A 21,019-nucleotide genomic window follows, 5' to 3' on the forward strand; every position below is an offset into this window, starting at 1 on the left:
CGCGGCGGTGTGGGTCAAGGGTCGAAGATCGCGCAGCGACGCCGAAGGCGCCCTTGACGCACACCACCGCGACTGGCACGATCACGCAGCCCGGAGACCGCGACACCACATCCCCGTCGCAGGGCCCGGCCACACCACAGTCGTTCTGCGCACACCAGCTAAGCGGCGGATCCACCACCCGCGCCCCCGCCGAAGGCGGCAACAAGGCAGCCCCCGCGGAGCGGTCTCCGGTTGGGCACCGCGGAGCGGTGTGCTGTTGGGTACCGCGGAGCGGTGTGCGGTTGGGCCGACTTCCTCACTGGTGTTACTCGGGTTTGCGGAGGAGTAGGGCTGCTTGGGCGGGGTCTTTTTCTGCGGGGAAGGCGGTTCGGGTCAGGGCTGCTACTTCGGTGAAGCCGGTGGTGGTTAGGAGGGTGGTTATGTCGGCTAGCTCGAAGGAGTGGACTTCTAGGTTGAGGTCGTGGCCGTAGGCGTGGGTCAAGGGGCGGATGCCGCCGCCTACTTTGAAGCCGTGGAGTAGGTGGCCGCCTGGGCGGAGGACTCTGAAGAGTTCTGCGAAGGCGGCGGGGAGGTCTTCGCGGGGAGTGTGGACCAGGGAGTACCACGCCAGGGCGCCGGCTAGTTCGCCGTCCTTCAGGTTGAGGTTGAAGAGGGAGCCGACCTCGAAGCGCAACCCCGGATACTCGCGCCGTGCGATCTCGATCATTCCCGGGGTGAGATCGATGCCGAAGACATCCAGACCGCGCTCAGCCAGGTGGGCCGTGATCCGGCCGGTCCCACACCCCAGGTCACCGATCGGGCCGTCAACACCGCCATCACCACCACGACCGCCGTCACCACGACCGCCGTCACCACGACCATCACCACCACGACCATCACCACCACGACCGCCGTCAACAGGACCGCCGTCACCACGACCATCGTCACCACGACCATCACCACCACGACCGCTGGGTCGGACGAGGCGTGTGAAGTAGTCGAGGGCGCCTAGTTCGAAAGGGTCTGCCTGGTGGTAGTTCTTGAGGATTGCGTGGTAGTCGGCGGCCGCGGTGTTGTACGAGCCTTGGATGTCGTTCATGCGAGCACAGTAGGCAGCCGCTCCGACAGTTTTTCGTAGTCCTGCAGCGAGTTGTACGCGTGCGCCGACAACCGGATGAACCCACGCCCGTCGAAGCCGGTCAGCGTGATTTCGGCCTTCAGATCCCGGGACACGCGTTCCTTGAGCGCCTCGGCTGCGGTCAGGTCGACCGTCGACGGGAGCTCGACCAACCGCATGGTCGGCGCCGGGTTGGCGACTGCCACGACGCCGGTGCCGAGGGCCTTCGCCACCAGCGAAGCCCCTTCGTCCAGCATCGCGCCGAGCTGCGTCCGTCGTACCGGCCACTCCAGCTCGGCGAGCACGCGCAGGGACTCCGGCGCCGCGATCCACGGCGCGTAGTCGTAGGTGCCTTGCATGTCGAACCGCTCCGGCATCCGCTCGTCGTACTCCGACCACGACACGATCAGCGGGAGGGCCGCCGTACGCCACCGCTCCGCCACGACCAGACCGGCCGTCCCACGCGGCGACGCCGGCCACTTGTGGAAGTTGCCGGTCCAGAAGTCGACGCCGTCGTCAACCGGCGCATCGATCAACCCAGGCGTATGGGCACCGTCGACAACGAACGCGACGCCACGCGAGCGACACACCTCAGCCAACGCGGCGGTCGGGAACACCATCGTCGTTCCCGACGTAATCTGATCGACCACGAGCACGGAGGCACCGTCCAGCTGAGCCGTGAGCAGAGCGACCACGGTCGCGTCATCGGCCTCCAGCGGTACGTCGACCACCAGGACCTCGCCCCCACGCAAACGGGCGAACCGCTCAGCCGCATATCGCACAGCACCATAGGCGTGGTTGGTCAGCACGATCCGGCTGCCGGCCGGGATCGGCAGCGTCGCCAGCGCAACCGTCACCCCGGCACTCGCGTTCGGGACGAGCGCGAACCCGGCCGGGTCGGTCTGCAGGTACGACGCCAGCTCCAGCCGGCTCGTGGTCAGCCGGCCGACGACCGAGCGGAACCACGCCATCGGGTTCGCGTCGGTCTCGGCGCGCAGGGCCGCCAAGAGGTCTAGAGTCCGTCGCGGCACCGCGCCGTACGAACCGTGGTTGAGGTGCAGGACCGAGGGGTCGAGAGCCCACAGGTCGGGGCGGGGGGCGAGTGGAGTCACCAGCCAAACGGTACATACTTCGGTTCGTGTACCCCTACCTCGACCACGACGGGCCGATCGCGATGGCTCATCGGGGCGGCGCACTGAACCCGGACAACATCGGCTACGAGAACTCGATGCACGCGTTCCAGAACGCGGTGGATCTCGGCTACCGCTACCTGGAGACCGACCTGCACGCCACCAGCGATGGCGTCGTGATTGCCTTCCACGACGACAAGCTGGACCGTGTCACCGACCGGACCGGGGTGATCGCCGAGCTGCCGTGGTCCGAGGTCAGCAAGGCCAAGATCAACGGCCACGAACCGATCCCCCGCCTGGACGAGCTGCTCGAGCACTTCCCGACCATCAAGTTCAACCTCGACATCAAGGCGGACAACGGCCTCACGCCGGCCGCCGGCGTACTGCGGGCCGCGAACGCGATCGACCGGATCTGCGTCTCGTCGTTCTCCCAATCGCGCGTCCGCAAGATCCGCAAGGAGCTCGGCCCCCGACTGTGCACCGGGTACGGCGAGTGGGAGATCGCGCTGATCAGATTCCTCGCCATCGCGATCCCGTCGCCAGGCGGCTGCCTGCAGATCCCCGAGCGCTACGGAGCTCTGCGAGTCCTCACGCCGGGCCTGATCGAACGAGCCCACGCCCGCGGCAAGCAGGTCCACGTCTGGACGGTCGACGATCCGGATGCGATCCGACGGATGCTCGACTCGGGTGTCGACGGCCTGATCACCGACCGGACCGACATCCTCCGCGACGTACTGATCGAAAGAGGTCAGTGGAGTTGAAGCGTCTGCGCTGTTGAAGTGTTATGGGCCGATCCGCCGAAGAGTCCCCCTGACCTGACACACTTCCGCGCATGGGACTTCTCACCGCCCCGGCCGCGGTCGACAAGCGCGAGTTCTGGGGGTTCGGCTTCTACGACTGGGCCAACTCCGCCTACGGCACCACGGTCGGCACGGTGCTCTTCGCGCCGTACCTGACCTCGATCGCGGAGAAGGCGGCCTGCGGGTTCGTCGGTACGACGGACGACCCCTGCCGGACCAACCTGCACGTCCTCGGCCTCGGCATCTCCCCGGGCTCACTCGCCTTCTACGTCGTCACGGTCGCGACGCTCGTGTCCGCCCTGTTCCTGCCGGTGGTGGGTGCGATCGCGGACCGGATGGCACGGAAGAAGCTGCTGATGTGCGGCTTCGCGTGGGCCGGCTCGCTGGCCGCGTGCTGCATGGTGTTCGTCGCCGGGGACCGGTGGCAGCTCGGTGCGCTCCTGCTGTTTCTCGGCAACCTGTGCCTGGGGTCGTCGCTGGTCGTGTACGACTCGATCCTGATCGACATCGCCGGGCCGGACGAGCGCGACGACGTCTCGTCGCGGGCGTGGGCGCTGGGGTATCTCGGCGGTTTCGCGCTGCTCGCGGTGAACCTGGCGGTGGTGACCGCCCACGATGCGCTCGGGATGAGCCAGGGCACCGCGGTCCGGTTGAGTCTGCTGAGTGCGGGGATCTGGTGGGCCGGCTTCACCTTCGTCCCGTTCGTGCGGCTGCGCAACCGCACGCCGGTGAACGTCGTACCGGTGCGCAGCGGCAACCTGATCCGGCAGAGCTTCGGTCAGCTGGGGGCGACGCTGCGGCACCTGCGGACGTTCCCGATGACCTTGCTGTTCCTGGTCGCCTACCTGTTCTTCAACGACGGGATTCAGACCGTGATCTCGGTCTCGTCGACGTACGGCGACAAGCAACTCGGGTTCCAGACGCAGGTACTGATCGCGACGATCCTGATGGTCCAGCTGGTCGCGTTCTTCGGGGCGCTGGCGTTCGGGCGGGTGGCCAAGCGGTACGGGTCGAAGCGGACGATCATGGGTGGCCTGGTGGTGTGGGTGCTGATCGTGATCGCCGGATTCCTGCTCCCGGCCAAGCAGATCGCGCCGTTCCTGGCGATGGGTGTCGCGATCGGCCTCGTCCTCGGCGGGACCCAGGCGCTGTCGCGATCGGCGTTCAGCCAGCTGATCCCGAAGGGCCGCGAGGCCGAGTACTTCTCGCTCTACCAGGCCGGTGAACGCGGCACCTCGTGGCTCGGCACCCTGGTCTTCGGCCTGGTCCACCAGATCACCGGTTCGTACCGACCGGCGATCGTGGCCCTCGGCATCTTCTTCGTCATCGGCCTGGTCCTGCTGTCCCGCGTCGACATGCGCCGAGGCATCACCGAGGCCGGCAACACCCAACCCGTCATCGTGTAAACGTGCGCCCGGCCGGGGTGCGGACCGGGCGCACGGCTCAGGAGAGTGACTCAGCGGGTCGGCGTAGCGCCCGGACGGGCGGGGAATCCGGCGTTGCCCTGACGGACGGTGGTGGCGGTGATCGCGCCATCGGCGCTCTGGCCGGTGACGACGACCTGCTCACCCGCCTTCAGGTCGGCGGACGTGCCCTGCTTCGTGATGTCGTACGTCGTAGTCCCGGTCAGCTTGACCGTGACATTGCCGTCCTGGGTCTTCACGACCAGCTCCGAACCGCTCGACGACACGACGGTGCCGATCGTGGCCGCACCGCCCGCGCCACCGGTCCCCTGGCCTTGCCCCTGACCCTGACCTTGGTAGCCGCCGCGGAATCCGCCGTACCCACCGGCAGCGCCGGCTCCACGACCGGCCTGCTGCGGCGTCGTCGTACTGTCCGAGGCGAAGGCAGCGTGGATTCCGGCGCCGCCGGCCAGGCCGATGGCCAGTACGACGATGCCGGCCAGGATCGCCGTGGCCAGCGGCAGGGCGAGCGTCTTCTTCGGCTTGAGGGCCGCGTCGACCTCCTCGTCGCTCCCGATCTGGGCGAATTCATCGGGGTTCTGGTTACTCATCTAGGGATTGCCTCTCACTCGTGACGTAGTGCGTCGATGGGACGAAGACCGGCAGCCCGATGGGCCGGCATGCTGCCGAAGAACAGGCCGACCGCCGCGGACACGCCGAGCGCGAGTCCGATCGACGACGGCACCAGCACCGGCTCGACGCCGGCCAGCTGGAAGCGGGTGAGGATCAGAGCGGCCCCGACTCCGACCGCGCCACCGATCAGGCTGAGTAACGTCGCCTCGATCAGGAACTGCCCGAGGATCGTCCGCCGCCGAGCCCCCAGCGCCTTGCGGATACCGATCTCACGGGTCCGCTCGGTGACCGTGACCAGCATGATGTTGGTGACCCCGATCCCGCCGACGACCAGGCTGATCGCGGCGACCGTCGCCAGCAGTGCGGTGAAGGTCGCGGCGGTGTCCTGGCTCGTCTGCAGGATCTGCGCCGAGTTGGTGATCCGGAACGGCGAGGTCTGGTTCGCCGGCACCTGGTGACGCGCGGTCAGCAGTTCGGTCACCTCCGCCTGCGCGGTGTCGACCCGAGTCGAGTCGGCCGCCTGTACGACGATCTGACTCAGCGGGCCGTAGCCGGCCTGGGTCGCGCGCAGCGTGGTGATCGGCACGATCGCGGTCGCGTTCGGATCGTTGAACCCGGTGCTGTCCTTGCTCGCCAGCACCCCGCGAACGACGAAGTCGACGGCGCCGAGCTTGATCGTCTGGCCGACCGCGCTCGCGGGCCGGGTGAACAGTTCGGTCGCTGTCGTCTGGCCGAGCAGGATGACCCGCTGCGAGGTGTCGACGTCCTCCTGGGTGAAGGATTCGCCGGTTCCGACCGGTGTGTTGGTGGCCGGCATGTACTCGGGCGTCGTACCGATCACCTGGTTGACGGTGTAGCTGGTGTCGCCGCTGGTCGCCGTACCGGAGCTCGTCATGACCGGCGCGACCGCGGCCACGTCGGGTGCGAGGCGGTTGTCGGCCAGCGCGGTGGCATCGGCGAGCGTGAGGCTGTACTGCTGCGCCGCCGGGCCGGCCTGTCCGCGCTGGAACCCGCCGCCACCACCGGTCGTGGAGACCGTCAGCAGGTTGGTACCCATCGCCTCGAGCCGATCCTGCACCGCCTTGCCCGAGCCGTTGCCTACGGCAATCAGGACGATGACGGCACCGACGCCGATCGAGACACCGAGGACGGTCAACAGCGAGCGGAGCTTGTTGGCGCTGAGGCCGCGCAGGGCGGCTCCCATCAGGTCGCGAGGTGACATCAGCGCGTCACCTCGTCCGCGACGATCCGGCCGTCGGAGACCTGGATGAGCCGCCGGGCCCGGGCCGCGACGTCGTGCTCGTGGGTGATCACGACGACCGTCCTGCCTTCGTGGTTCAGCGCGTCGAACATGCCGAGCACCTCGTCGGTCGAGTGCGCGTCGAGGTTTCCGGTCGGCTCGTCCGCGAGCAGGATCCGGGGGCCGGTCGCCAGGGCGCGGGCGATCGCGACCCGTTGCTGCTGGCCACCGGACAACTGGTTCGGCCGGTGGTTGGCGCGGTCGGCCAGGCCGACGAGCTCGAGCGCACGACCGGCCCGTCGGCGGCGTTCGGCCCGTCGCAGGTGGGCGTAGGTGAGCGGGAGTTCGACGTTCGCGAGCGCGGACGTCCGCGGGATCAGGTTGAAGGACTGGAAGATGAAGCCGATCTTGCGGCCGCGGACCAGCGCCTGCTGATCCTCGCTCAGCTTGGCCACGTCGCTGCCGTCCAGCCAGTACTCACCGCGGCTCGGGACGTCCAGGCAGCCGAGGATGTTCATCAGCGTCGACTTGCCGGATCCCGACGAGCCCATCACCGCGACGTACTCACCGGCCTCGACGCGCAGCGATACGCCACGCAACGCGTGCACCGTGGTCTCGCCGCTGCCGTACGTCTTGGTGACACCCCGGATGTCGATCAGAGCGTCACCGGACACGGTTGCCCCCGCCGGTGGCGCCGCCACCCGTGCCGGCCGGGAACTGACCGCCGGGGAACTGCCCGCCGCCGGTCGGGAACTGACCCTGCCGACCCTGGCCGGCCCCGGCCCCGGTGCCGGTTGCGCCGATCGCGCCCTGGAGCAGGTCGATCCGCTCGCCCTCGGTCAGGCCGGAGGTGATCTGGGTGAAGCTGTCGCCGCGAACGCCGATCTTCACTTCCCGTGTCCCACTGCCGTCGGCCATCGTCACCGTGTACGTCGTACCGCTCGTCTGGATCGCGGTACTCGGGACGTACAGGGCGTTGGCCGCCTTGGCGGTCTGGACGGTGACGTTGGCGGTCTGGCCGATCCGGGCGTTGGCCGGGAGCTTGGTCAGCGAGAAGGTGGCCGAGTACGAGACCACGCCGTTGGTCGTGGTCGGGGTCGGCGAGACGGACGCCAGCGCGGCGGTGATCGTCGTACCGGGCTCGGCGTTGAGGCTGACGGTGGCCGACTGGCCGGCCTTGATCTTGATCGCATCCGCCTCGGCGAACGCGGCGACGACCTGGAGAGCCTTCAGATCCGAGATGTCGACGAAGCCGGTGCCGGTCGAGGTGGTCGTCGTACCGGAGCTGGTGGACCCTGAACCTTGACCTGAGGTCGAGCCTGAACCGGTGCCGGAGCTCGACCCTGATCCGGTACTCGAGCTGGACCCGCCGGTGACCGAACCGACCGACCCGTTGATCGCGGTGATCGTGCCGGCGATCGGTGCCTTCAGCGTGGTCGCGGCGACCGCGTCCTGGGCCGCCTCGACGTCCTGGTCGGACTGTTCCTTGTCGGCCTTGGCGCGGGCCAGGCTCGCCTCGGCGTTGCTCACGGCAACTTCCGGGCTCTGCCCCTGGTTCTGAGTCTGGGTTTGGGTCTGGGCCTGCTGGCCGGGTGTCGGGGTCGGGGTCGGCGAGGCGGCCGCCGCGTCCGCGGCGTCTTCGGCGTCCTGGGCGTCGCTGAGCGTCTCCTCGGCCGCGGTGACCGAGTTGGCTGACGCGATCTGGTTCTGGTCGGCGATCCGGAGTTGGCGCTGGGCCGCGGCCGGATCGACCTTCGCGATCGCCGCACCCTTGGCCACGACCTGGCCGACCTTCACCAGGATCTGGGTCACAGTGCCGGAGGTCTCGAACTGCGGCGACGCCGTCTGCGAACTCTGCAGCGTCCCGCTGGAACTGACGCTCGCGGTGACGTCGCCGCGGGCGACGGCCACCGACGGACGGGTCGCACTTGCGGCCGGATCGTCCTTGCGGAAGAACAGGAAGTACGCCGTCACGGCGACGGCCAGGACGATGGCCACCAAGGCCACATTGAGCACGCTGAGGCCACGGAGCTTGTGGCGGGGTAGCACCATGGAAGCAGACGCTAGGGCTCGTTGCTGAGGAACTGATCCTCGATTCCTGGCAACTCGCTGTGAACTGAACACCACTTCGGCGCGTCATAGCCCGGACGGCCCGCGACACACCGTGATGAGTGAACGCCCGATGACAGGGCGTCATGACGGTGCTGTCAGGTGCGTACATACGGCGCGGGCATGCCAAAATGGGAATGATCCGGGCCGGCCGACCGTTGGCACGGATGACGATCTCGGAGGTTTGACATGTCTAATCGCGTACTGCGTGGTTCGGGGCTGGGTGGGGTCAGCTTCGAGGATGACCGCGGCGTCGAGTTCGCGCCGCGCCAGATGATCACGTACGACTGCCCCCGCGGCCACGTGGTCGAGGTCACCATGGCGCACGACGCCGAGGTGCCCGCGGTCTGGGAGTGCCCGCACTGCGGCAGCGAGGCCGCCCGTTCGACCGGTGAGAAGCCGGAGCCGAAGCAGGAGAAGCCCGCGCGGACGCACTGGGACATGCTGCGCGAGCGCCGGAGCATCTCGGAGCTGGAGGAGCTGCTGGCCGAGCGGGTCGAGCTGCTCCGCAAGGGCGAGATCGGCCCCGCGCACCTGCACCGCACCAAGCGCACCGCCTGAACCACTGAAGTTGCCCTCACCGCAATGGCGCGGTGAGGGCATTTTCTTTTGGCCCATTTGCCTACAGACTTTAGGTTTGCACATAATGAGTTATGGCAAGGGCAGGACTGACGACGGAGCGGGTGGCGCTGGCCGGCGCCGAGCTGGCCGATGAGGTCGGCTTCGAGCAGGTGACCGTGTCCGCGCTGGCCCGGCACTTCGGCGTACAGGTCGCCAGCTTGTATTCGCACGTTCGGAGTTCGGCTGATCTGAAGGCCCGGATCGCGCTCGTTGCGCTGTCCGAGCTCGCCGAGCTCTGCTCGGACGCGGTGGCGGGACGGGCCGGCCGGGATGCGCTGGCGGCGTTCGCGAACGCTTATCGCGAGTACGCCCGCTCGCATCCCGGGCGGTATGCCGCGGCGCGCTTCGTCCCGGCGACGCCATCGGCGGAGTTGCTCGCGGCCGGGCAGCGGCACTCGGAGCTGACCCGGGCGATCCTGCGCGCTTACGACCTGCGTGAGCCTGCGCAGACGGATGCGATTCGGCTCCTGGGCAGCGTCTTCCACGGGTTCATCAGTCTGGAGCTCGGCGGCTCGTTCAGCCACAGCTCACCTGACAGCTCCGACAGCTGGCCGCGCATCCTCGACGGCCTCGACACCCTCCTCACCGACTGGAAATCCTCGTGATCACCACGCCCATCACCACACCCATCACCGCGGCACTCGTCCGCGGCGCCCTCGAGCTCGAGCCGACCTCCCGTGGCATCCTCCCCCACCGCCTGCCCGCGTGGACTCGCCGGCAGTACGACGCTCAGCTGGCCATGTCCGAGGCACAGCCCTCCGGCGTGCGGCTCGTGTTCCGGACGAGTGCCACCGTGGTCGAGCTCGACACAGTGCCGACCAAGCGGAACTACCTCGGCGCTCCCCCGCGCCCGGACGGCGTGTACGACGTACTCGTCGATGGACAGCTCGTGGCTCAGTCGACCGTCAGCGGCGGCGATGTCATCACGATTGACCTGGCGACCGGCAGCACCGAGACCCAGCTCGGCACCGTGCAGACTCTCCGTTTCGGTGGGCTTCCGGCAGCCGACAAGACCGTCGAGATCTGGCTCCCTCACGACGAGACCACCGAACTGGTTGCCCTGCGCACCGATGCCCCGGTCGCACCGGTTCCGGTGTCTCGCCGGATCTGGTTGCATCACGGCAGCTCGATCAGCCACGGCTCCAACGCGACCCACCCGACCGGGATCTGGCCGGCGCTGGCCGCCGCCGAAGCTGGGGTAGAGCTCGTCAACCTCGGGTACGGCGGCAGCGCCCGTCTGCAGCCGTACATCGCCCGGACGATGCGCGACACGCCGGCGGACCTGATCAGCGTCAAGCTCGGCATCAACATCGTCAACAGCGACGAGTTCCGGCTGGGTTCGTTCACCCCGGCGGTCCATGGCTTCCTCGACACGATCCGCGAGGGCCACCCGGAGACGCCGCTGCTGGTCGTCTCGCCGATCCTGTGCCCGATCCACGAGAACACGCCAGGTCCGGCCGGCTGGGATCTGGCCGCCCTGGCCGAAGGACGGCTCGGATTCGTTGCCACCGGCAACCCGGATGAGGTTCCGGCCGGGAAGCTCACGCTGTCCGTCATCCGCGCCGAGCTGGCCCGGATCGTCGCGCAGCGCGCGGCGGACGACCCGAATCTCCACTACCTGGACGGCCGGGTCCTGTACGACGAAGCCGACAACGCTGCCCAGCCGCTCCTGGACAACCTCCACCCGGGCCCGGAGACCCACGAAAGCATGGCGGCCCGCTTCACCGAACACGCCTTCGGCCCCAAGGGCCCGTTCAGCTCGTAGCGGTGACCGCGGGAACTGGTTCGCGGGCTGGAGCTGGAGCGGTGGTTCGGCCGGCTGCGCTGGCCAGGCCCGGCTGAAGACGGCGGACGACGGCCAGGTGGTCGCTCGTCCAGAGGATGCGGATGGCTGTGGGCGATGCCTGGCCGTCGGCGTCGTACAGGTCTCGGCGGACCGCTTCGATCAGGCGCTTCTTGATCTCGGGGTTGTACGCCAGGACCTCGGGGACTGCCCCCTGACCTTCCAGGGCGGTGGCCAGCGCGGTGTACCACTTGAGTTGCCGGTCGGCCAACGCCACGAGTTCGGCCTGAGCCGCGTCCCGGTCGTCGGATGGGGGCCGGCCATCGCCGTACCGCTCCCAGAGTTCGACGATGGCATCCGCGGCCAGTCGGACTCCGACGACGCCGGTGACGAGAGCGGTCATTTCGCTCAGCGGGACCGGCTTGGGTCCGTGCTCGGCAAGATACGTGCGGAAGGCGTCGTCGAGCCGGCGGGCCGCGGCCGCTGCCCGTCGGCTGTCCTGCGGAGTGGCCGGCCGGGACCCCGGTACGCAGCACGAGACGGCGTACGCGACGACGCTGACGAGATACTGGGCGCTGTCGACGTACGCCTCGGCCAGCGCCTTGCCCACTGCTGCGGACGCGCCGCGCGGCCAGAACAGCACTCCGACCACAACGCTCACTGCGCAGCCGATGGCGATGTCCTCGATCCGGAACAGGATCAGTGACCAGCCTTCCGGCTGGGCGATGTTGAACAGAATCACCAGCGTGATCGTGAAGGCCGCCTGCCCGGTCAGGAACGAGACCGCGGCCGGCACGATGCCGGCGCAGAGCACCGCGATCGGCAGCAGGATCCACAGGACGAGCTTGTTCTCGCCGATCAGAGCGAGCAGGCCGGCTCCCACGATCGAGCCGAGGACCGTGCCGCCGATCGCGCGGTAGGCGTTCTGCCCGGTGTTGAGCGCGTTGGAGCGAAGCACCGACAACGCTCCGAGGATGACCCAGAAGGCATGGTGTACGCCGGTCACGTTCGCGATCGCGACCGCGACCGCCAGCCCGACGGCACCGCGGATGCTGTTGTGCAACCACACCGAGTGCGGCTCGAGGTGGGCGGTCGCCCGTTCCACCGCGCTGGCCAAGGGACTCGTGAGCGAGGTCGGATCCCGGCCGAGCAGGCGATCGCCCCAGCTCCGCTGGTCGGCGACTCGCGCGGCTTCGAGGTTCTGGGCGACCTGCAGGACGCCGAACGCGATCTCCTGGGCCCGGAAGGACACCGCGAGGCTGCCGACGAACTCCATCACCCCGGGCTGGGAGCCGTTCGCCGCTGGCAACCTGGTGACCGCGCCTGCCTCGAGCGCGGTGACGGCCTCGCGCAACTCCGCTGCCGCGGCGGCCAGGCGATCCGGAGCGAGCTTCGGATCCTCGAGCAGCTCCGCGCTGAGATCCAGTACGTTCGCGGCCGCCAGGTGCACCGCCGACGCGTCCGGGTCGTCGGCAGCCGCGTGCGCGCTGGTCGGTCCGGCCTCGCCGAGGATCGTGCTCAACCACGTGAGTTCATCAACCAGGCGGATGAGTGCTCTGGAGCCCGTCGACAACCCGGTCGGCCGATACGGTGTTGCGGTGAAGGTACGACGAAGCTCGGCGATCAGGGTCTCCGTCTCCTCGGTCCGCCGTTCGCAGACCTCGACGGTTTCCCTCGCCTCAGCCCGGAGCTGCACCGCAGTGGCTCGGCAGACCCGTGCCGCCGGCGCACCCAGTGGGTCGACCACGGCGCGCGGCCAGAGCAACCAGACTGCAAGGATCGCGGCCGCGCCGGCGATCGCGACGCCGGCCAACCGCTCCGGCAGCTGCGACAACGGCGCCGGGGTGGCCACCGAGAGAATGAATGCGAGCAGCAACGAGGTGCCCGCCCCCGCCAGCACCGAGCTGACGACACCGGCGAACAGTACGGCGAACGCCACGATCAGTGTGCCTGCGACGGCCGACCACACGGACTGACCGGCGAGCGTGCCGAGCGAGACGAGCACCAGCCACGCGACCAGAAGCTGGACCTGAGCACGGATGCGCTGCACCGTCGTACCCGAGAAATCGACCAGCAACAGCATCGCGAACGCGCCGAAAGCAGCGAAGGTCGCGACCGTCGGCGACCGCAGCACCCCGGCACAGAACGCGAACAGCGTCGGCATCACCAACGCGGTCCGCCCAGCTCGCCGAGTAGCGGCCAGCCCGGTATCCCGCCGACGCAACCACCCACCGACCCGCCTACCGAGCACCACTAGGCCCATGGCCAGAGAATAAGCGCCGGGACGGCAGCCGCCAACAAACCTCGGCCTAGATTTTGAGGACGAGTTTGCCGGTGCTGCGGCGGGCCAGGAGGTCCTCGTGGGCCCGGCGGGCGTCGTCGAGCGCATACTCCGCGCCGACGAGTGGGTGGAGTTTCCCGGACGCCGTGAGGTCGAGCAGCTCGGTCAAGGGTTCGAGGTAGCCGCCCGGCTGGTTCATCGCCGGCCGCAACCAGAAGCCGGCGATCGCCAGATTCCGATCACCCAGAGCGTTGGCATCGATGAGCGGACGACCTTCGCGGCCCGCATTCCCGTAGTTCACCAGGCGGCCGAAGCCGGCCAAGCAGTCCAACGCGGCCAGCATCGCCGGCCCGCCGGTCGAATCCAACGCGACGTCGACTCCCCGGCCGTCCGTGGCCGCGCGCACCCGATCGGCGTACCCGTCCGGATCGTTGTCGACGGCAACATCAGCTCCTAGCGACAACGCCAGTTCGCGCTTGGCCGCCGTCGATGCCGCCGCGACAACTCGGGTGGCACCGAAGTATTTGGCGAGCTGAATCGCGAGCGAACCAACCCCGCCCGCGGCCGCGTTGACCAGCACCGTCTCCCCCGGACCCAACCGAGCGCTGTTCCGCAGCACGTGCCACGCAGTCAGCCCCTGAATCAGCAACGCCAGCGCCTGCCCGTCACTCACAGCATCCGGTACGTCGACCATCCACTCGGGCGACGCAACGGCGTACTGCGCATAACCCCCACCGGTCTCGAAGACCGGCGCCAGCACCCGACGCCCGTCCCCGGTCCGCCCCACAATCTCAACCCCTGGCACGAACGGCAGTGTCACCCCACCCCGGTACGACCCATCCGTCCGATGCGTATCCGCGTAATTCACCCCGGCCGCCGACACCTCCACCAACACCTGCCCAACCCCAGCCACCGGCACAGGCGCCTCCCCCACCACCAAAACCTCAGGCCCCCCAAACTCCCGCACCACAACCGCCCGCATCAACCCACTCCAATCCCCAGAAGACCCCATCCTCACCCACCACACCCCACCCCCAAGACCACGCCCACCATCCGAACGACCACCCCACGGCATCGCCTGTCCTCTCCTGCCTGGATTCTGAGGGTCACCGTCCACCGGTACGCTCAGCTCCGGCGAACTGCGCCCGTTGCGGGCTCAAGGGAGGCAGGCGATGACCACTGACGCAGCCGTCCCAGCCTGGATGCATACGCAGATCACCGCCGAGCAATACGACTCGTGGTCTTCTGAACAATGCGCTGGCATCGAGATCGTGGACGGGATGGTCGTCGCGACCCCGAGCCCTTCCAAGCGTCACAACAGACTCGCGCGCATCCTCGCGAACGCGCTGGACCTGGCGGCAGGTCCGGAGTGGAATGCCGACACAGATTTCGACGTACGGTTGCAAGACCTGCCCTTGACGAATCGCCGCCCAGACGTTGTGGTGTACCGGGCCGACACGATCGACGTCTCCCCGACCCGACCCGAGCACGTGCTGCTCATCGTCGAGGTCGTGTCCCCGGGCTCGGAGACAACCGACAGGGTGGTCAAGGTCGACCAGTACGCGAAGTCAGGAATCGCGTTCTACTGGCGCGTCGAGCAGGCCGCCACCGGGATCCCGCTGGTGTACACGTACGTTCTCGACCCGGCGACCCGGACCTACCGCGACGGAGAGATCTTCACCGGCGCAGTCAATGCCTCGGTGCCGTTCCCGGTGGCGGTCGATCTCGGGGCGGTTTGACCCCGAAAGAAAACGCCACGGCTCCGAGTTAAATGGGGTTTGACCCCGTTACATTTCGTGGTTGCCTGCGACACGCAGAGTTATGGCGCGGCCGGGGGTGACTCTGCGTATTGTCCGAAAGGACCAGTGGGTGCGGGGAAAGGGGTTGGGGAAATGGCTAGTGAGTTTCAGCGGCGGAAGGTTGCTGGGGTGTTTCGGGCGATGGATGCCGACGGGAACGGCTATCTCGAGGAGGCGGACTTCGAGGCGTTGACCGAGCGGTGGGTGGGGCTGCGGGAATGGGCGGCGGGGACCGAGGAATATCAGCGGATGCGGGCGATCATGATGGGGTGGTGGTCGGCGCTCGCGACGTTGTCCGGCGCCGAGCACGCGGGCAAGGTGTCGCTCGACGAGTTGATGAACGTCGTCGACCAACTGCCGGCGATGGACGAGGCGATCTACGCGACCGCGGACGCGATGTTCGACGCGATCGACGAGAACGGCGACGATCGGATCGCGCTCGAGGAGCACAAACAGGTCGTCTACGCCTGGAAGGGCTCCGACGACGGTATCGAGGAGCACTTCCCGACCCTCGACCTCAACGGTGACGGTCATCTCTCGCGGGCAGAGTTCCGGACGCTCTGGGCCGACTTCTGGCGCGGCGACGACCAGAGCTCGCCGTCCCAATGGGTCTTCGGCACCTACTGACGCCGTACGACGACTTTCCTACCGCGCAGATCTGGACGAGACCGCTTCGCGCGCGCACACTTCCTCCAGGCACCACTGGGGGAGATTCGAGATATGGAAACGGTCGCGGTCTACGCAAACCGCAAGCTGCAACTGCTGTACGTGGTCGTGTGCATCCTCGTCGCGCTGATCGGCGTCGTCATGTTCTTCGACGATCATCCCGTGACGGGAACCTTTGGCTTCGTCTTTTTCGTCCTCCTGGCCGTCCTGCAGGGCAATCAGCTGATCAGGCCGCAACCGTTGTTCGAGCTCACCCCCGCCGGGTTGAAGCCAACCATTGGTGGCATGGCCCCGTGGCAAGACATCGAGGACGTGGCTACCGGGGTTCTCACGCAGCGCGCGCAGGTGGTCGGCATCCGGCTCTCCACCTACGCCAACTATCTCCAGTCGCTCCCCGCCAACCCGCCGACGAAGAACGCCCAGATCCTTTCGCTCACGACGAGATTCGTCGCCCAGCCGGCCCGGCACGACCCGACGCTCAACCGGCTCCAGAAGGAACGCGTCGCGCTGCTGACCTGGAGCCGCAACAGGTGCGGTTTGGACATCTACTGGCCGAAACGACTGCTCCCCGAAACCACCATCGAGCAGATCCGCGACTACCAGGCCAACGCGCTGAAACGCTGAGCTCAGGCGGCACCGAAGCGTTCAGTGTGGATTTTGCGGAGCGGGATGCCGCGGGCGGCGAGGGCGTGGCTGACGGTGTGAACCATCGGGGTCGGGCCGCAGATGAAGTAGTTCAGGCGCGACGGGTTGCGTGGTAAATAACGGGACAGCAGCCTGCCGCTGATCCGGCCCGTCTCGCCGATCCACTCCGGGCCGGGTTTACTCAGCACCTCGACAACCTTGAGATTCAGGCGCTGGCGGACCTCTTCGATCTCCGGCCGCAGCATCAACTCCTCCACGGTCCGGGACGCGATGATCAGCCAGTGCCGCCGACGGTCGCGGCGATCGGCCAGGGTGCGCAGCATGCTGATCAACGGCGTGATGCCGACTCCGGCCGCGATCATCATGAACCCGGCCGACCCATCGAGTCCCTCGATCGTGAATCCGCCGTACGGGCCGTCCAGGAACACCCGACGTCCCGGCCGCAGCGCACTGAGCAACTCGGTGAAGTCGCCGAGTGCCTTGATCGTGAACTGCTTGACGCCAGGGCGGTCGGCAGTGGACGAGATGCTGAACGGATGCTCCTCGAACACGAACGCCGTCGCACCGATCTTGAGCCACGCGAATTGGCCGGCATTGAACGGAACACCGGCGTGGCGGTCCGCTCGAATGGTCAGCGTGACCCCGTCTCCCGGCTCAAGCCGCACATCCTCGAGCAGGTACGCGCGTCGCCGGGCGCGCAGCGGCAACCACAACCAGCGGCGTAAGAAGAGGGCGACCACCAGCAGGCCGGTCCCGAAGAACCAGATCGCCAGCAGTGGCTTCGTCATCAGGTGCCGCAGCCACCAGACATGCAGCCAGGCAGTCACCAGTACGAACCCGGCCAGGAGGTTGTGGACCATCCGCCACCCCTCGTACCGCGGCAGACGGCGGGCCCGTGTCATCGCCAGGACGACCAAGAGGATCAGCGCCACCGTCGAAGCGGTCGCCGCGCGCGCGGCCCAGGTCGTGTGCAGCAGGTTGAAGATCCTCAGGCCGCGCGGGTCCTCGATCAGTACGGCGACCACGTGCAGCAGCACCAGGATCACCGCGGCCTTCGCGATACCACGATGGATCTTGAGGATCGTCTCGATCCCGAACGCCGCGATCAGCGGTGAGACCCGGGCCGGCAGGATCACGGCCACCACGAGCGCCGAGAAGGCGACCAGCCCGAGGCCGAGCGCGAGCTGTTCGCCGAGCTTCATGGTGCGGACGCCGTACGACATGCAGGTGAGAACGAGCGGCACCAGGAGTGCCTCCAGATACAGTGCGAACCAGCCGATCCGCGCCGCCGTTCCGTGGACATGCGTAGTGACGGGTGACCGCTGGATCATCTCACTCCCCCATAGCACGCTGCGGTGTGTGATGGGGAAGTTACGCGCGGCAACCGTTCTCCCGAAACGGGGGCTCAGGACATTTGCATAACTTCTTACATTCTATTTGCTTCCAGCAACTACTTTAGGCTCGGGACCTCTCCGTTCGGAGACTCTCCGAATGGAGAGTCTCCATTTGGAGAGGAGTTGTCAATAATTTCCCGGAATCACCTTCAGCAATCGTTAAGATTGTGAATGGGCTCGTAACACCCGCGAGCGTATCCCTTAGTTTCCATAGCGTGACGGACCTGAACGACGGGCCTCGGGGGCCTGAGGACGACGAGCCCAGTGGTCCTGGGCGTCGCAAGCGTGTTGCCGTAGCTCCGCTGATCGGAGCCCTGACCGTGCTCGGTCTGGTCGTGCTGGGAGGTTGGTACGTTGCCCGCGGCAAGAATGACCCGGCCGCGATTCGTCACCACCTTCCGCTGACCAGCAAGGTGACGGCTCACCTGATCGTGGTGAAGGCAACGCCTACTCCGACCGTAATGCCCAGCAGGCCGGCCATTTCGACGCCACCGCCGACCCGGACGACGACTGCGGCATCTACGCCGTCGACGCAGGCACACCCCACGGCCACTCCCCTGCCGAAACCGACCACGCAGCCGACAACCCACCCCACGACGACCGCACCGAAGCCGCCGGCTCCTAGGCCATCCACACCGCCGCCACCACCGCCGCCAGTTGGTTCGCCGCAGGCCCAGGAAGTATTGCGGCTGACGAACAACGAGCGGACGAACGCCGGCTGCGCGCCACTACAGCTGAGCAGCGCGCTCGACAATGCGGCCCAGGAACACGCGGACGACATGGTCGACAATCACTACTTCGCCCACAACAGTGAAGACGGCCGCACGCCGCTCGACCGCATGCGAGCAGCCGGATACACCGGCAGTTCGACCGCCGAGAACGTCGCCACCGGCTCCCGCGACGCAACAGCCGTAGTGAACGCCTGGATGAACAGCGACACCGACCGCGCCAACATCCTGAACTGCTCATACACAGTCATGGGCGTCGGCTACAACAGCGGCCGAATCAAAGACAAATGGAACCGAGGAACCTGGGTCCAAGACCTCGGCACCTGACCCCAAGACCGATCCGCAACCACCGAAGAGCCAGGAAAAGAAAGAACAGCGAAAGAAAAGATTAGAGCTGCTGGGCGTGTGGCGGGCTCGGTGCGTAGGTGCGGGCGGCCTGTGGTTGGCGTGTCGGGAATGCGATGACCGCGGTGCGTGAGGGATCGGGGCTGTCGAGGACCAGACGCTGAGTGAGCGGTCATGCAGCCCCGGGTGCGGATGCCTTGCGTGCCCGCTGGGTGGTTCGAGTCGTGGATTATGGCGCGGTGGGGTGTGTCTGGCCGACCACGATCCACGACTCGATGCCTGCACATACTCTGACCCGCCGAGCACCGCCGGCCCGCCCAGCCCAGCCAGGCCCTCAGCACCCTCTTCAGAGCTTCTGAATAACCCTCCAGCCAGCCACTCCGTATCTTTCTTTCCTGTCGTTTCTTTTGTTCAGTGTTCGGTGGGGGTCCATTCGCGGGGTGGGGGGACGTTGATGGAGTCGGGGGTTACTGGGGTGTGGGGGGCGGTGGCGTGGAGGGTGCTGTTGTGTTCGGTGATGGCGCCGGTGCGGATCATGTCTGTGACTAGTTCGGTGGCGAAGGCTTGGGTGTTTCGGTTGAGGAAGCGGGCGGCGTCTGCGACCCAGGGGCGGGTGATGAGGTAGGGCTCGACTGCGTCGTACCGGAGGCCTCCGCGGATCATCAGGGCGTAGGCGAACACCCTTCGCGCGCCGTACCAGATCGCGCCCTGCGGATCGTCCACGAGTCGCTGGGCGCGACGCGTTGCGTTGGCGAAGGCCGCGTCGGTGTCGACCGGGATCGGGCCATGCGACGGGAGGACGATCCGCGGCCTCAGGTCGGCCAGTCGCTGCAGGGAGTTCATCGCGGTGATGGTCGCCTCGACGCCGTCGACCGCGATGTTCACCCAGCCGACGTCATAGTCGGACAAGGCGTCGCCCACGACCAGCAGCCGCTCATCGGGCTGCCAGAGCGCGAGGTGACCGGCGGTGTGTCCGGGAGTGCCCACCACCTCCCAGTCAGTGTCGCCGAGGCGCAATACCTGACGGTCCTCGAGGGCCACATCGACCGAGTACTGCGGGACCGGCTGGTCGAGGTACTCCGACATGCAGCAGCCCGGATCCCGCCGTTCGACCGCGTCGGCGTCCGGTGCGCTCGCCGCAATCCCGGCGCCCAACTCCTGCAGCAGCGCGTTCCCGCCGACGTGATCACAATGCCAGTGCGTGTTCACGACCAACTGCAGGTTTTGAGTACGCGCGTGAACCCACTCGACCGTCTCCGGTGCATGGCCGACGAATCCGCTGTCGACCATCGCCGGCTCGCGGCCATCCACCAGAAGCAGATTCGCGTCCGGGAACGGCCGCTGCTGCCAGGTCAGCCACGACGGCAGGTCGGCCACACTCACCGCGCGAAGTTCACAATCAGTTGGGCCAACTCGGACGGCTGATCCTCCGGAATGAACGTCCACGAATCGGCCACCGTGACCAGCGTGGCATTCGGCAGTGCCGCCGCCAGCCGCTCGAACAGCTCAGGCGCGAAGATGCGGTCCTCGTCGGCGCGAACGATCAGCACCGGCTTGTCGAATCCGGCCAGCCGCTCTGCCGCAGCGAGCGTGTCCCTGCGATGGACCCCCGAGATGAACCGCTTCGCGTCCCGGCGAATCTCGCCGCTGTCACGGATCGGCTGCACGTACGAGTCGAGGATCGCGTCCGGTACGCCGCGCTTGGCCAAGATGCCGAACGTGTTCGGCAACCGTCGTACGGCGGAACTCTGGAACAGACGGCCCGCGAGCCACAGCGCACCCGGGATGCGGACGAGCCGGGGCATCTGGTCGAACGGCTTCGGGAAGAACTCCTCGAACGCGTCGCACGGAGTCAGCACCACCCGCCCGATCCGCTCGGGATGGTTCGCCATCAGGATCTGGGCCAGTGCCCCGCCCGTGTCGTTGGCGACGATGATCGCGCCGACCAGTTCGAGCTCCGCCAGGAACTGCGCGATCAGATCCGCGACGCCGACCGGGGTCAGGTCGGTCTCGGCCGGAAACGGCAGCCGGTGACCGCCGAGCGGCCAATCCGCGGCGATGCACCGAAAGCCGGCCTCAGCGACCTCCGGCACCACCTTCCGCCAGAGGTTGGCGTTGGCCAGCAGCCCGTGGATAAAGACGACCGGTACGCCGGAACCACGTTCCGCGTAGGCCACCTGACCGCCCGGCAGATTGGCGGTCTTCCACTCCCCCAGGGCCGCGTCGCGATCGTTCACACCCATACCTCCATGCACTCGGACAAGACCTACAAGCCAACCCGCCGACCGGACGAACCTGGATCGTAGCCGCGTGCATGGTCAACACCCGCTCCCCTTCGACCCAGCC

Annotated in this window: 20 protein-coding genes; 9 read left to right on the forward strand and 11 right to left on the reverse strand. The window is 67.6% G+C overall.

Annotation, left to right across the window (positions count from 1 at the left end; translation table 11 throughout):
- Positions 1-304: 304 nt before the first annotated feature.
- Together ACWF4Z_RS29690 and ACWF4Z_RS29695 are read right to left on the reverse strand one after the other, a co-directional pair.
- Positions 305-1,078, reverse strand: a complete 774-nt coding sequence (locus ACWF4Z_RS29690) for a class I SAM-dependent methyltransferase (protein ID WP_452246460.1) — start codon at positions 1,076-1,078, stop codon at positions 305-307.
- Positions 1,075-2,208, reverse strand: a complete 1,134-nt coding sequence (locus ACWF4Z_RS29695; protein WP_452246461.1) for an aminotransferase class V-fold PLP-dependent enzyme — start codon at positions 2,206-2,208, stop codon at positions 1,075-1,077. Before ACWF4Z_RS29695 ends, ACWF4Z_RS29690 begins: the two co-directional genes overlap by 4 nt.
- A 26-nt stretch (positions 2,209-2,234) precedes the next feature.
- On the opposite strand from ACWF4Z_RS29695, the gene ACWF4Z_RS29700 reads away from it, so the two are divergent.
- Together ACWF4Z_RS29700 and ACWF4Z_RS29705 are read left to right on the forward strand one after the other, a co-directional pair.
- Positions 2,235-2,987 carry a glycerophosphodiester phosphodiesterase gene (locus tag ACWF4Z_RS29700; RefSeq protein WP_452246462.1) on the forward strand — a complete coding sequence of 251 codons (753 nt, stop codon included), beginning with the start codon at positions 2,235-2,237 and terminating at the stop codon, positions 2,985-2,987.
- Between the two features lie 71 nt (positions 2,988-3,058).
- Positions 3,059-4,432: an MFS transporter gene (locus ACWF4Z_RS29705; protein WP_452246463.1), complete on the forward strand. Its 1,374-nt coding sequence runs from the start codon at positions 3,059-3,061 to the stop codon at positions 4,430-4,432.
- 50 nt (positions 4,433-4,482) lie between these two features.
- Here the strand turns inward: ACWF4Z_RS29705 and ACWF4Z_RS29710 are convergent, their stop codons facing one another.
- From ACWF4Z_RS29710 to ACWF4Z_RS29725, 4 genes are read right to left on the reverse strand one after another with little or no spacing between them, the layout of a single operon-like run.
- Entirely contained in the window at positions 4,483-5,040 is a 558-nt protein-coding gene (locus tag ACWF4Z_RS29710; protein WP_452246464.1) for a hypothetical protein, read from the reverse strand.
- Positions 5,041-5,054: 14 nt separating this feature from the next.
- Positions 5,055-6,284 (reverse strand): ABC transporter permease, encoded by a 1,230-nt coding sequence (locus ACWF4Z_RS29715; RefSeq protein WP_452246465.1) that lies wholly within the window; start codon positions 6,282-6,284, stop codon positions 5,055-5,057.
- Positions 6,284-6,976 (reverse strand): ABC transporter ATP-binding protein, encoded by a 693-nt coding sequence (locus ACWF4Z_RS29720; protein ID WP_452246466.1) that lies wholly within the window; start codon positions 6,974-6,976, stop codon positions 6,284-6,286. Before ACWF4Z_RS29720 ends, ACWF4Z_RS29715 begins: the two co-directional genes overlap by 1 nt.
- Positions 6,966-8,354, reverse strand: coding sequence for an efflux RND transporter periplasmic adaptor subunit (locus ACWF4Z_RS29725; protein ID WP_452246467.1), 1,389 nt, complete (start codon positions 8,352-8,354; stop codon positions 6,966-6,968). The genes ACWF4Z_RS29720 and ACWF4Z_RS29725 overlap by 11 nt, the downstream gene beginning before the upstream one ends.
- 246 nt (positions 8,355-8,600) lie before the next feature.
- On the opposite strand from ACWF4Z_RS29725, the gene ACWF4Z_RS29730 reads away from it, so the two are divergent.
- From ACWF4Z_RS29730 to ACWF4Z_RS29740, 3 genes are all read left to right on the forward strand, one after another.
- Positions 8,601-8,972: an RNA polymerase-binding protein RbpA gene (locus tag ACWF4Z_RS29730; RefSeq protein WP_130448290.1), complete on the forward strand. Its 372-nt coding sequence runs from the start codon at positions 8,601-8,603 to the stop codon at positions 8,970-8,972.
- Between the two features lie 92 nt (positions 8,973-9,064).
- On the forward strand, positions 9,065-9,637 hold the full coding sequence (locus ACWF4Z_RS29735) for a TetR/AcrR family transcriptional regulator (protein ID WP_452246468.1): 573 nt from the start codon (positions 9,065-9,067) through the stop codon (positions 9,635-9,637).
- Positions 9,634-10,797 carry a GDSL-type esterase/lipase family protein gene (locus tag ACWF4Z_RS29740; protein ID WP_452246469.1) on the forward strand — a complete coding sequence of 388 codons (1,164 nt, stop codon included), beginning with the start codon at positions 9,634-9,636 and terminating at the stop codon, positions 10,795-10,797. Before ACWF4Z_RS29735 ends, ACWF4Z_RS29740 begins: the two co-directional genes overlap by 4 nt.
- On the opposite strand, the gene ACWF4Z_RS29745 is transcribed toward ACWF4Z_RS29740, so the two are convergent.
- Positions 10,787-13,078, reverse strand: coding sequence for an FUSC family protein (locus ACWF4Z_RS29745; protein ID WP_452246470.1), 2,292 nt, complete (start codon positions 13,076-13,078; stop codon positions 10,787-10,789). The two genes, ACWF4Z_RS29740 and ACWF4Z_RS29745, sit on opposite strands and share 11 nt — an antisense overlap.
- 46 nt (positions 13,079-13,124) lie before the next feature.
- Positions 13,125-14,030, reverse strand: a complete 906-nt coding sequence (locus tag ACWF4Z_RS29750) for a quinone oxidoreductase family protein (RefSeq protein ID WP_452246471.1) — start codon at positions 14,028-14,030, stop codon at positions 13,125-13,127.
- A 238-nt stretch (positions 14,031-14,268) separates the two neighbouring features.
- Here ACWF4Z_RS29750 and ACWF4Z_RS29755 point away from each other — a divergent pair, with 238 nt between their 5' ends.
- The 3 genes from ACWF4Z_RS29755 (at position 14,269) to ACWF4Z_RS29765 (ending at position 16,185) form a co-directional block, all read left to right on the forward strand.
- Positions 14,269-14,835: a Uma2 family endonuclease gene (locus tag ACWF4Z_RS29755; RefSeq protein WP_452246472.1), complete on the forward strand. Its 567-nt coding sequence runs from the start codon at positions 14,269-14,271 to the stop codon at positions 14,833-14,835.
- 153 nt (positions 14,836-14,988) lie between these two features.
- Positions 14,989-15,522 carry an EF-hand domain-containing protein gene (locus ACWF4Z_RS29760; RefSeq protein WP_452246473.1) on the forward strand — a complete coding sequence of 178 codons (534 nt, stop codon included), beginning with the start codon at positions 14,989-14,991 and terminating at the stop codon, positions 15,520-15,522.
- A 93-nt stretch (positions 15,523-15,615) separates the two neighbouring features.
- Positions 15,616-16,185: a hypothetical protein gene (locus ACWF4Z_RS29765; protein WP_452246474.1), complete on the forward strand. Its 570-nt coding sequence runs from the start codon at positions 15,616-15,618 to the stop codon at positions 16,183-16,185.
- Positions 16,186-16,187: 2 nt separating this feature from the next.
- On the opposite strand, the gene ACWF4Z_RS29770 is transcribed toward ACWF4Z_RS29765, so the two are convergent.
- Complete coding sequence (locus ACWF4Z_RS29770; protein WP_452246475.1) at positions 16,188-17,537, reverse strand: ferredoxin reductase family protein; 1,350 nt, start codon at positions 17,535-17,537, stop codon at positions 16,188-16,190.
- Between the two features lie 278 nt (positions 17,538-17,815).
- Here ACWF4Z_RS29770 and ACWF4Z_RS29775 point away from each other — a divergent pair, with 278 nt between their 5' ends.
- Entirely contained in the window at positions 17,816-18,655 is an 840-nt protein-coding gene (locus ACWF4Z_RS29775; RefSeq protein WP_452246476.1) for a CAP domain-containing protein, read from the forward strand.
- 429 nt (positions 18,656-19,084) lie between these two features.
- Here the strand turns inward: ACWF4Z_RS29775 and ACWF4Z_RS29780 are convergent, their stop codons facing one another.
- Positions 19,085-20,056 (reverse strand): MBL fold metallo-hydrolase, encoded by a 972-nt coding sequence (locus tag ACWF4Z_RS29780; RefSeq protein ID WP_452246477.1) that lies wholly within the window; start codon positions 20,054-20,056, stop codon positions 19,085-19,087.
- Positions 20,053-20,910, reverse strand: coding sequence for an alpha/beta fold hydrolase (locus ACWF4Z_RS29785; RefSeq protein ID WP_452246478.1), 858 nt, complete (start codon positions 20,908-20,910; stop codon positions 20,053-20,055). The genes ACWF4Z_RS29780 and ACWF4Z_RS29785 overlap by 4 nt, the downstream gene beginning before the upstream one ends.
- Positions 20,911-21,019: the final 109 nt, after the last annotated feature.

It is taken from the genome of Kribbella sp. NPDC055071, assembly GCF_053608045.1.

Coding starts and splice junctions, on each gene's coding strand:
- ACWF4Z_RS29765 (WP_452246474.1), top strand. CDS start 15,616: ATGGAAACGGTCGCGGTCTACGCAAACCGCAAGCTGCAACTGCTGTAC.
- ACWF4Z_RS29710 (WP_452246464.1), bottom strand. CDS start 5,040: ATGAGTAACCAGAACCCCGATGAATTCGCCCAGATCGGGAGCGACGAG.
- ACWF4Z_RS29745 (WP_452246470.1), bottom strand. CDS start 13,078: ATGGGCCTAGTGGTGCTCGGTAGGCGGGTCGGTGGGTGGTTGCGTCGG.
- ACWF4Z_RS29760 (WP_452246473.1), top strand. CDS start 14,989: ATGGCTAGTGAGTTTCAGCGGCGGAAGGTTGCTGGGGTGTTTCGGGCG.
- ACWF4Z_RS29755 (WP_452246472.1), top strand. CDS start 14,269: ATGACCACTGACGCAGCCGTCCCAGCCTGGATGCATACGCAGATCACC.
- ACWF4Z_RS29690 (WP_452246460.1), bottom strand. CDS start 1,078: ATGAACGACATCCAAGGCTCGTACAACACCGCGGCCGCCGACTACCAC.
- ACWF4Z_RS29715 (WP_452246465.1), bottom strand. CDS start 6,284: ATGTCACCTCGCGACCTGATGGGAGCCGCCCTGCGCGGCCTCAGCGCC.
- ACWF4Z_RS29770 (WP_452246475.1), bottom strand. CDS start 17,537: ATGATCCAGCGGTCACCCGTCACTACGCATGTCCACGGAACGGCGGCG.
- ACWF4Z_RS29725 (WP_452246467.1), bottom strand. CDS start 8,354: ATGGTGCTACCCCGCCACAAGCTCCGTGGCCTCAGCGTGCTCAATGTG.
- ACWF4Z_RS29705 (WP_452246463.1), top strand. CDS start 3,059: ATGGGACTTCTCACCGCCCCGGCCGCGGTCGACAAGCGCGAGTTCTGG.
- ACWF4Z_RS29735 (WP_452246468.1), top strand. CDS start 9,065: ATGGCAAGGGCAGGACTGACGACGGAGCGGGTGGCGCTGGCCGGCGCC.
- ACWF4Z_RS29730 (WP_130448290.1), top strand. CDS start 8,601: ATGTCTAATCGCGTACTGCGTGGTTCGGGGCTGGGTGGGGTCAGCTTC.